The 472-nt window shown below is 69.3% G+C and carries 1 protein-coding gene; it reads right to left on the bottom strand.

The genetic code is table 11. The features are described from left to right. Window positions 1-472 (bottom strand): transglycosylase domain-containing protein (locus tag ACSFA3_RS23520; protein WP_435507834.1); only part of this gene is annotated, 472 nt, incomplete at both ends.

Below are 472 nucleotides of genomic sequence, written 5' to 3'. Positions count from 1 at the left end.
TGTCGGTGGCGTGCGGCGCAAGAAAAGGCAGGCTGCCGCGCGACTGCGCCGACAGCGCGAGCTGCGCATCAGGTGCGTGCTGCTTCGCAGTCGGGTCGCGCTCGGCCCACAGCGCCCACAGGCGTTCGCGCGCCGATTGCAGCTCGGCATTGCGGCCGCGCTCGGCAATGCGCTTGACGGGGTTCTGCGGAATCACGGCAAGCGTCAGCGCCTCGGGCAGGCTCAGCTTCGCGGCGTCCTTGCGAAAGTAGATGAGGCTCGCGGCCTGCACGCCTTCGATGTTTCCGCCGTAGGGCGCGGTGTTGAGATACGCCTCCAGGATGTCGCGCTTGCTGGAGCGCACCTCCAGCCACAGCGCCGCGAAGATCTGCGCGACCTTGCCTGTGGGCGTGCGGCTGTCGATGCCGTAGACGCGGCGCGCGAGCTGCATCGTGAGCGTGGAGCCGCCCTGCCTGCGCTCGCCGCTGGCAAT

It is taken from the genome of Variovorax glucosi, assembly GCF_051216695.1.
In the GTDB taxonomy this organism is placed as follows: Bacteria; Pseudomonadota; Gammaproteobacteria; order Burkholderiales; family Burkholderiaceae_C; genus Variovorax.
Note: the sequence above shows the minus strand (reverse complement) of the source record. Positions and strands in the feature narration are given on the sequence as shown.